The following is a 7,779-nucleotide window of genomic DNA, read 5'->3' as shown; positions in this document are numbered from 1 at the left end:
GTCTTGCCGTGGTCAACGTGGCCAATCGTGCCGATGTTGACGTGCGGCTTATTACGCTCAAACTTTTCCTTTGCCATTCCTCAGGCGCCCTTTTGCGATTGGGGGGACCCGTGGTCCCGTGGTTACATCTGCGCGCGCGAGATATTTGGTTCAAAGGGGAAAATCAAGCACATCCTGCGTTAAAAGCTGGTTAAGACGCCGGATTTTGGGTGACCTCGACGGATTCCAACGGCTGGATCAGGTCGGGACGCTTGTCGAACCAGCCGTTGTCCTTATGTTCCTCGGCCAGCCATTCCTCGACACGATCGGCAACCTTGAGGGCCAAACCTCCCATTTGCTCTTCTCTGGTGCGGGTATGCCCGGATCCTGTAAGTGCGCTTTCACCGGTCGTGTCTTCAAGAACCTGGAACTGTTTGCCTTTAGCCAGAAACTCTTTTTTGCGCACGTCGTAAACATTCACCAGAACGATTGCCGTGCTTTTGGGGTTGTAGATCACCGGCACACCCGGAGGGGCCAGCATGAACCCTTCAAGACTGATTCCTATGTCGTATTCCTGGGCGCCCTCATACCGGCCAAGCCGAATATTCACGGCGTTCTGAATGGCGTCTTCCCACTCTTTAGGCGTCGCTTCCCGCGACACCGGCCCCTTCCGGGCCTTTTCAGCAAAGGCATAATTGACGCGCAATTTGAATTCGCCCAGCGACTCAGGCTCTTCGTAAACCTGTGTCTGCGTGCACGCGCCCATCAGGGCCAGTCCGGTAATCAGGGTCAAAGCTCGCAACATGTTCTCGTCTCGATATGCCTGTTTTTCTTTGATCTAGCGCAACGATACGGCTTGTGCCAAGCCGTATCGGCAGAAATCCACTTGCCTGCGCGCTTACTCACGAAAATTTATAGTCGCGCGGGAAACCATAAGGCGCTTTTTTCCCAACGCTGGCCCGTTTGGCCAGCCACTGTGACATGTCCGCCTCGTGCCGCGTTTTGTCACCGCCCATGGACCACCTCAGCCCCTCTTCCCAGTTGAAGGTCGTGATGTCGGACAGACCACCATCCAGTTCCAGTGTCCCCTGTCGGCCGCGCGCCATATTGTATTTTTGCAGGCGTACGCCCTTACCGCGCCCCATTTCCGGCAGCTCTTCCACTGGGAACACAAGGAACTTGCCGTTCTGCGACACGACCGCGACGTGATCGCCCGAAACGGGCTTACAGATCATCGCCGTCTCGTCAGCTTTGACGTTCAGCACCTGCTTACCGTTGCGGGTCTGGGCCAAAACGTCATCTTCGGGCACCATGAAACCGTTACCCGCGTCTGACGCCACCAACAGCTTGCGCCCTGGCTTGTGGATCAGGATGTCGATGATCTGCGCCTCGTTCGGCAAGTCGACCATCAGGCGCAGCGGTTCGCCCATACCGCGCCCGCCCGGCAGATTGGCGGCGCTGAGCGTGTAGAATCGCCCGTTCGAGGCAAACACCAGCAAGCGGTCAGTCGTCTCAGCGTGGAATATGAAACGCGGGCCATCGCCGTCCTTGAACTTCAACTCGCGCTTCAGGTCGATGTGACCGGTCATGGCGCGAATCCAGCCCATCTGAGAGCAGACAACCGTGATCGGTTCTTTGTCGATCATCGCCTCAAGCGGTACTTCTTCAACTTGCCCGGCCTCAGCGAATTGGGTTCGACGCGCGCCACCTTCATAGTCTTTGCCAAAAGTCTTCTTGGTCTCTTTCAACTGCTCGGCGATTTTGGCCCATTGCAGGGCCGGGTCGGCCAGCAGGTCTTCGAGATTGGCGCGTTCCAGCATCAATGCGTCACGTTCGCGGACCAGTTCCATCTCTTCAAGACGGCGCAAGGACCGCAGACGCATGTTGAGGATCGCATCGACCTGAACCTCAGACAATTCGCCCTCGCCCGGCTTGGGCGACACATAGTCGGCCTCGCTGGTGGCGCGGATATGGTCGATGCCCCAATCCTCGCGCATCAGCGCGGCTTTGGGATCGTCGTCGTAACGGATGATGTCGATCACACGATCGAGGTTCAGGAAGGCGACGATAAAGCCTTCCAAGACCTCCAACCGGTGGTCGATCTTGGCCATGCGGTGACGCGAGCGGCGCAGCAACACTTCTTGCCGGTGATCAAGGAATGCGCGCAGCACTTCCTTCATCGAGCAGACCTTGGGCGTCACCCCGTCGATCAGCACGTTCATGTTCAGACTAAACCGAACCTCAAGATCCGAGTTGCGATAGAGCATCCCCATCAACACCTCGGGGTCCACATTCTTGGACCGTGGTTCAAGGATCAGGCGGATATCATCGGCGGATTCGTCGCGCACATCGGCGAGGATCGGGATTTTCTTGGTCTGGATCAGCTCGGCGATCTTTTCGATCAGCTTGGATTTCTGAACCTGATACGGAATCTCGGTGACAACGATCTGCCATTGACCCCGACCCAGATCTTCAACCTCGAACTTACAGCGAAGACGGAACGATCCTCGTCCGGTGCGGTAGGCCTGCGCGATGTTCTCGGGTGGCTCAACGATCACACCCCCGGTCGGGAAATCCGGACCGGGCACGTAGTTCAGCAAAGTATCATCGCGCGCATCCGGCGTCTTGATCAGATGCAGACAGGCGTCGCAGAGCTCTGAGATGTTATGCGGCGGAATATTCGTCGCCATGCCAACCGCGATGCCGCTGGATCCATTAGCCAACAGATTCGGGAACTGCGCAGGCAGCACGACCGGTTCGCTTAGCGTGCCATCATAGTTGTCGCGGAAATCGACCGCGTCTTCGTTCAACCCTTCCAGCAGGGCTTCGGCCACGATGGTCATCCGCGCTTCGGTGTATCGCGAGGCCGCCGGGTTATCACCGTCGATGTTGCCAAAGTTGCCCTGCCCGTCAACCAACGGGTAACGGACGTTGAAATCCTGCGCCAGACGCGCCATCGCGTCGTAGATCGCGGCATCGCCATGCGGGTGATAGTTACCCATCACGTCGCCGGAAATCTTGGCGGATTTGCGGAACCCGCCCGTTGCACTGAGTCGAAGCTCGCGCATTGCATAGAGGATTCGCCTGTGCACAGGCTTCAGCCCATCGCGCGCATCGGGCAATGCCCGGTGCATGATGGTGGACAGCGCATAGGTCAGATAGCGTTCGCCAATCGCGCGGCGCAGCGGTTCAGCTACCTCGCCCCCATTGTCGGGGGCCTCCATATTGGGGTCGTCGATCGTATCGTTCATATATGATGTGATACGCCGCAAGCGCGCGCTGGTAAAGCAATCAGCTTAGATTTTGCTGGGGACAAGTCGTGCTTTTTGCAACAGGGGGAGACAAGTCCCGGAATTCCCCCGGTTTTCGACTCGGACCCTGAAATATGGTAGGCTGTCTTCATTAGACTGCTGCCGATTTCTTGTACCTAACGATTGACCTGGGGGATGCGCTATGACGCGCCTTATTATTCTGACTTTCACTGCACTTGGCTGGTGTTTTTACGTTATGAGCGGTGGACCAAATTTCGAACCGCGCGGCTTGCGGAGCGATCAACCTGTGCGCGTTGCCTCTGTATCCCAACCTGCAGCAGTAGCACCCGCTCGGGTTGAAGAGCTTGTGACCGAAGAGCTTGTGACCAATGTGGCCGTTCGGGCACCGACGGTGCGCGCACAACCCCAACCTGAACCCGAAGAGATCGTGCAGATCGTGGCCGAACCAGCCAGCCTTCAGTCTCTGTCCGGCATCTCGGTGTTCGATGATCAGAGCGCAAACATCACGCTTGCTTCGCTGGAAGACGGCGTAGCGGGTTTGCGTCAGACCGATGAAGCGCCCCTGCCGGAAACATCAGAGGCTGAGGCGATTCCCGAACCTGAAAAAGACATCCGCGAAATCTCGGGAACACGGGTGAACATGCGCGATGGACCCGGTACCATTTACCCAATTGTCGGCAAAGCGGCCATCGGACAGAAGGTCGAGGTGCTAAGTGATTCCGGAACCGGCTGGCTGCGCCTGCGCGTGTTGCCCGCGCAACAGGTCGGTTGGATTTCAGCCTCACTGGTTCGAAAAATTCAAAACTGACGCTGCACCGTCATTGTCCTGACCCGCACCTCGCAATAGCTTTGGCCTGAATTGAAGGTCAGGAAGATCATGCAGAAAACCATTCTTATCACCGGCTGCTCGTCCGGCATCGGCCTGGACGCGGCACACGGTATGCGTGCGCGCGGCTGGCGTGTCTTTGCATCCTGCCGCCAGCAGCGTGATTGCGACCGGCTGCGTGCGCAAGGCTTTGAAAGCCCGCGCATCGACTATACCGACGCCGCAAGTATCGCATCAGGCCTGACCGAAGTGCTTGAGGCCACCGGAGGTACCCTGGATGCGCTGTTCAACAACGGTGCGCACGGCTTGCCCGGCGCAGTTGAAGATCTGCCGACCGAAGGGCTCCGTGTGATATTCGAGGCCAACTTTTTTGGCTGGCATGAACTGACACGGCTGGTGATTCCAGTCATGCGCGCGCAAGGACATGGGCGAATCGTTCAGAATTCGTCGGTTCTGGGCCTGGTGGCCTTTCCATGGCGCGGCGCATATGTCGCCACAAAATATGCCATTGAAGGCCTTACCGACACGCTGCGTCTGGAACTTGCCGGAACGAACATCAAGGCCATTCTGATCGAACCCGGCCCAATCACGTCGAAAATCCGCGAGAATTCGATCCCCTTCTTTGAACGTTTCATCAACTGGGAGAACTCGGCCCTGCGCGAAAAATACGAGGCTTCTCTGTTGAAAAGACTGTATGAATCCTCAGGTCCGGATCGTTTCGAACTGCCTGCATCAGCGGTGACCGACAAGCTGGCCCATGCGGTTGAATCAAAAAGGCCGCGCGCGCGCTACTATGTGACCACCCCAACCTATATCGCCGGGTATCTGCGCCGCCTTTTGCCCACCCGCACCATCGACCGCATTCTGTCGGACGTCTGAGGCGAAATTACCCGTTCGCTTTTCATGTACATGAGGCTAGATGATAGCCAAACGAAACAAGAAACGCGGACGGTGTGCTTATGGACCTTTTGATGGTCATTTTGCTGTTGGCCATGGCGGCGGTCGTCGTCGTGCTGGCGATCGGCATCTCCAATTTCGGCAAAAGCGGCAAAGCTGCTGCGATGAAAAGCAACAAGATGATGCGCCTTCGCATTCTGTTCCAGTTCATTGCTGTGGTGCTGATCGTGCTCTACGTCCACCTGCGCGGACAAGGAGTTTAATAAATGGTCGTTCTGAACAAGATCTACACCCGCACCGGCGATGATGGAAAAACTGCGCTGGGTAACGGCGAACGTGTCGCCAAGTATTCTGGTCGCGTGGCAGCTTATGGGACCGTTGACGAACTGAACGCATTTGTTGGCGTGGCGCGGACCGAGGCGGAAGGCGACGTTGATGCCGCGCTGGCGCGTATTCAAAACGACCTGTTTGATCTGGGCGCAGATTTCTGTCGCCCCGACATGGAAAAAGACGCCGAGGCCGATTATCCGCCCCTTCGCATCGTTGCATCTCAGATTGATCGGCTAGAAGCCGAGATTGACGTGATGAATGAAACGCTGGAGCCACTGCGCAGCTTCATCTTGCCCGGCGGGTCGCGCCTGGCAGCGAATCTGCATGTCTGCAGAACCGTATCCCGCCGCGCCGAACGCCTTGCGGTCGAGCTGACCAACATGGAGCCCGTGAACGCAGTCGCGGTGAAATATCTCAACCGCCTGAGTGACTGGTTTTTCGTTGCCGCCCGCTGCGCCAACGAAAACGGCACTGCGGACGTTTTGTGGGTTCCGGGCGCAAACCGCTGAAGTTGGCGCGGGATCCGGCGAACCCTGCAGCGACCAACAAAGCAAAACCCCAGCCAAACGGGTGGGGCCCAAAGCTCTGGCACCGGCCACCAAAGCAATAAAATTTCACGTCGTTGCGTCAAAATACATGAAACGCGACGTCTCAAGTTCATGACGTGACGATTTTGCCCTGTTGCAGCGTGAACTGAGACGCTATTCAGTCCCCCGAGAGCATTGGTGGAGTCGCTTCGCGGCTTACCGTTTTTTGTGAGGAGCAAGCGCAAAATGAAGGTACTCGTGCCTGTCAAACGCGTGATTGACTATAATGTGAAAGTTCGCGTGAAAGCGGACGGTAGCGGTGTTGATCTCGCCAATGTCAAAATGTCGATGAACCCGTTCGACGAGATTGCCGTGGAAGAAGCGATTCGCCTGAAAGAAGCAGGCAAGGCTGACGAAATCGTTGCGGTTTCGATTGGCGTCAAACAATCGCAGGAAACCCTGCGCACCGCACTGGCCATGGGCGCTGACCGCGCCATTCTGGTTGTTGCCGCCGATGACGTCCATCAAGACATCGAACCGTTGGCCGTTGCCAAGATCCTGGTCAAAGTGGTCGAGGAAGAGCAACCCGGCATCGTTTTGGCTGGTAAGCAAGCGATCGACAACGACATGAACGCTACCGGTCAGATGCTGTCGGCCCTGCTGGGCTGGTCGCAAGGCACCTTCGCGTCCGAGCTGGACATCGAAGGCGACAGCGCCAAGATCACCCGTGAAGTAGACGGCGGCCTGCAGACCATCAGCGTCAAGATGCCGACCATCGTCACTGTTGACCTGCGCTTGAACGAGCCGCGCTATGCGTCTCTGCCGAACATCATGAAAGCGAAGAAAAAGCCGCTGGACGAGAAAACCGCCGCCGATTACGGCGTCGACGTCACCCCGCGTCTGGAAGTTGTCAAAACCGAAGAGCCGCCGGCACGTGCTGCTGGTATCGTCGTCGGCTCGGTTGATGAACTGGTCGAGAAACTCAAAGAAGCGGGGGCTGTGTAATGGCTGTTCTTCTTCTCGCAGAAGTCAACAACGGCGAACTGGCGATGGACGCCACCGCCAAAGCTGTCACGGCCGCAAAGGCACTGGGTGACATCACCATTCTGGCCGCGGGCGGTTCCGCCGCTGCTGCCGGTGAAGCCGCCGCCAAGATCGACGGTGTGTCCAAGGTACTGGTTGCCGAAGACGCGTCGCTGGGTCACCGCCTGGCTGAATCGACGGCGGCCCTGATCGTCGGTCTGGCTGATGGTTATGAGCACATCGTTGCTCCTGCCACCACCGACGCCAAGAACGTGATGCCGCGCGTTGCAGCCCTGCTGGACGCGATGGTGATCTCGGATGCATCTGGCGTGGTTGACGGCTCGACTTTTGAGCGTCCGATTTATGCGGGCAACGCGATCCAGACCGTGAAGTCACGCGATGCCAAAAAAGTCGTCACCTTCCGTACGGCGTCCTTTGACGCGGCTGGCGAAGGCGGCTCGGCTGCGGTTGAGACCATCTCGGTCGGTGACAACCCAGGTCTATCGTCATGGGTCGAGGACAAAGTTGCCGCGAGCGATCGTCCGGAACTGACTTCGGCTGGCGTTGTTGTCTCGGGCGGCCGTGGTGTCGGCTCGGAAGAGGACTTCAAACTGATCGAAGGTCTGGCTGACAAGCTGGGCGCCGCTGTTGGTGCATCGCGCGCCGCCGTGGACTCTGGCTATGCACCGAACGACTGGCAGGTCGGTCAGACCGGTAAGGTTGTTGCACCCGATCTGTATGTCGCGATCGGCATCTCGGGCGCGATTCAGCACCTTGCTGGTATGAAAGACTCGAAAGTCATCGTTGCGATCAACAAGGACGAAGAAGCGCCAATCTTCCAGGTTGCGGATTTCGGGCTGGTTGCAGACCTGTTCCATGCCGTGCCTGAACTGACCGAGAAACTCGGCTAACCGCTGGCTTAGCT

Annotated in this window: 9 protein-coding genes; 7 read left to right on the top strand and 2 right to left on the bottom strand. The window is 57.6% G+C overall.

The window, feature by feature from the left end:
- Window positions 1-194: hypothetical protein (locus tag AC2FJF_RS21360; RefSeq protein ID WP_282153203.1), on the top strand; the 194-nt coding region annotated here is incomplete at its 5' end.
- On the opposite strand, the gene AC2FJF_RS21355 is transcribed toward AC2FJF_RS21360, so the two are convergent.
- Together AC2FJF_RS21355 and AC2FJF_RS21350 are read right to left on the bottom strand one after the other, a co-directional pair.
- Window positions 191-784, bottom strand: coding sequence for a hypothetical protein (locus AC2FJF_RS21355; protein ID WP_496727090.1), 594 nt, complete (start codon window positions 782-784; stop codon window positions 191-193). The two genes, AC2FJF_RS21360 and AC2FJF_RS21355, sit on opposite strands and share 4 nt — an antisense overlap.
- Window positions 785-881: 97 nt before the next feature.
- Entirely contained in the window at window positions 882-3,230 is a 2,349-nt protein-coding gene (locus AC2FJF_RS21350) for a DNA topoisomerase IV subunit A (RefSeq protein ID WP_496727088.1), read from the bottom strand.
- Window positions 3,231-3,432: 202 nt separating this feature from the next.
- On the opposite strand from AC2FJF_RS21350, the gene AC2FJF_RS21345 reads away from it, so the two are divergent.
- The 6 genes from AC2FJF_RS21345 to AC2FJF_RS21320 all read left to right on the top strand — a co-directional run bounded on the left by AC2FJF_RS21345 (window position 3,433) and on the right by AC2FJF_RS21320 (window position 7,765).
- Window positions 3,433-4,059, top strand: coding sequence for an SH3 domain-containing protein (locus tag AC2FJF_RS21345; RefSeq protein WP_496727087.1), 627 nt, complete (start codon window positions 3,433-3,435; stop codon window positions 4,057-4,059).
- Between the two features lie 69 nt (window positions 4,060-4,128).
- Window positions 4,129-4,956, top strand: coding sequence for an SDR family NAD(P)-dependent oxidoreductase (locus tag AC2FJF_RS21340; protein ID WP_113791295.1), 828 nt, complete (start codon window positions 4,129-4,131; stop codon window positions 4,954-4,956).
- An 80-nt stretch (window positions 4,957-5,036) separates the two neighbouring features.
- Window positions 5,037-5,237, top strand: coding sequence for a twin transmembrane helix small protein (locus AC2FJF_RS21335; protein ID WP_496727086.1), 201 nt, complete (start codon window positions 5,037-5,039; stop codon window positions 5,235-5,237).
- A 3-nt stretch (window positions 5,238-5,240) separates the two neighbouring features.
- Window positions 5,241-5,813 (top strand): cob(I)yrinic acid a,c-diamide adenosyltransferase, encoded by a 573-nt coding sequence (locus AC2FJF_RS21330; protein ID WP_058278922.1) that lies wholly within the window; start codon window positions 5,241-5,243, stop codon window positions 5,811-5,813.
- Window positions 5,814-6,077: 264 nt separating this feature from the next.
- Window positions 6,078-6,836, top strand: a complete 759-nt coding sequence (locus AC2FJF_RS21325; RefSeq protein ID WP_496727085.1) for an electron transfer flavoprotein subunit beta/FixA family protein — start codon at window positions 6,078-6,080, stop codon at window positions 6,834-6,836.
- Complete coding sequence (locus AC2FJF_RS21320) at window positions 6,836-7,765, top strand: electron transfer flavoprotein subunit alpha/FixB family protein (protein ID WP_496727084.1); 930 nt, start codon at window positions 6,836-6,838, stop codon at window positions 7,763-7,765. Before AC2FJF_RS21325 ends, AC2FJF_RS21320 begins: the two co-directional genes overlap by 1 nt.
- Window positions 7,766-7,779: the final 14 nt, after the last annotated feature.

The organism is Ruegeria sp. CDSB013 (genome assembly GCF_059611165.1).
Note: the sequence above shows the minus strand (reverse complement) of the source record. Positions and strands in the feature narration are given on the sequence as shown.

Bases quoted from the DNA above. Each gene is read 5' to 3' on its own strand.
- AC2FJF_RS21325 (WP_496727085.1), top strand. From the start codon at position 6,078: ATGAAGGTACTCGTGCCTGTCAAACGCGTGATTGACTATAATGTGAAA.
- AC2FJF_RS21330 (WP_058278922.1), top strand. From the start codon at position 5,241: ATGGTCGTTCTGAACAAGATCTACACCCGCACCGGCGATGATGGAAAA.
- AC2FJF_RS21335 (WP_496727086.1), top strand. From the start codon at position 5,037: ATGGACCTTTTGATGGTCATTTTGCTGTTGGCCATGGCGGCGGTCGTC.
- AC2FJF_RS21340 (WP_113791295.1), top strand. From the start codon at position 4,129: ATGCAGAAAACCATTCTTATCACCGGCTGCTCGTCCGGCATCGGCCTG.
- AC2FJF_RS21320 (WP_496727084.1), top strand. From the start codon at position 6,836: ATGGCTGTTCTTCTTCTCGCAGAAGTCAACAACGGCGAACTGGCGATG.
- AC2FJF_RS21355 (WP_496727090.1), bottom strand. From the start codon at position 784: ATGTTGCGAGCTTTGACCCTGATTACCGGACTGGCCCTGATGGGCGCG.
- AC2FJF_RS21345 (WP_496727087.1), top strand. From the start codon at position 3,433: ATGACGCGCCTTATTATTCTGACTTTCACTGCACTTGGCTGGTGTTTT.
- AC2FJF_RS21350 (WP_496727088.1), bottom strand. From the start codon at position 3,230: ATGAACGATACGATCGACGACCCCAATATGGAGGCCCCCGACAATGGG.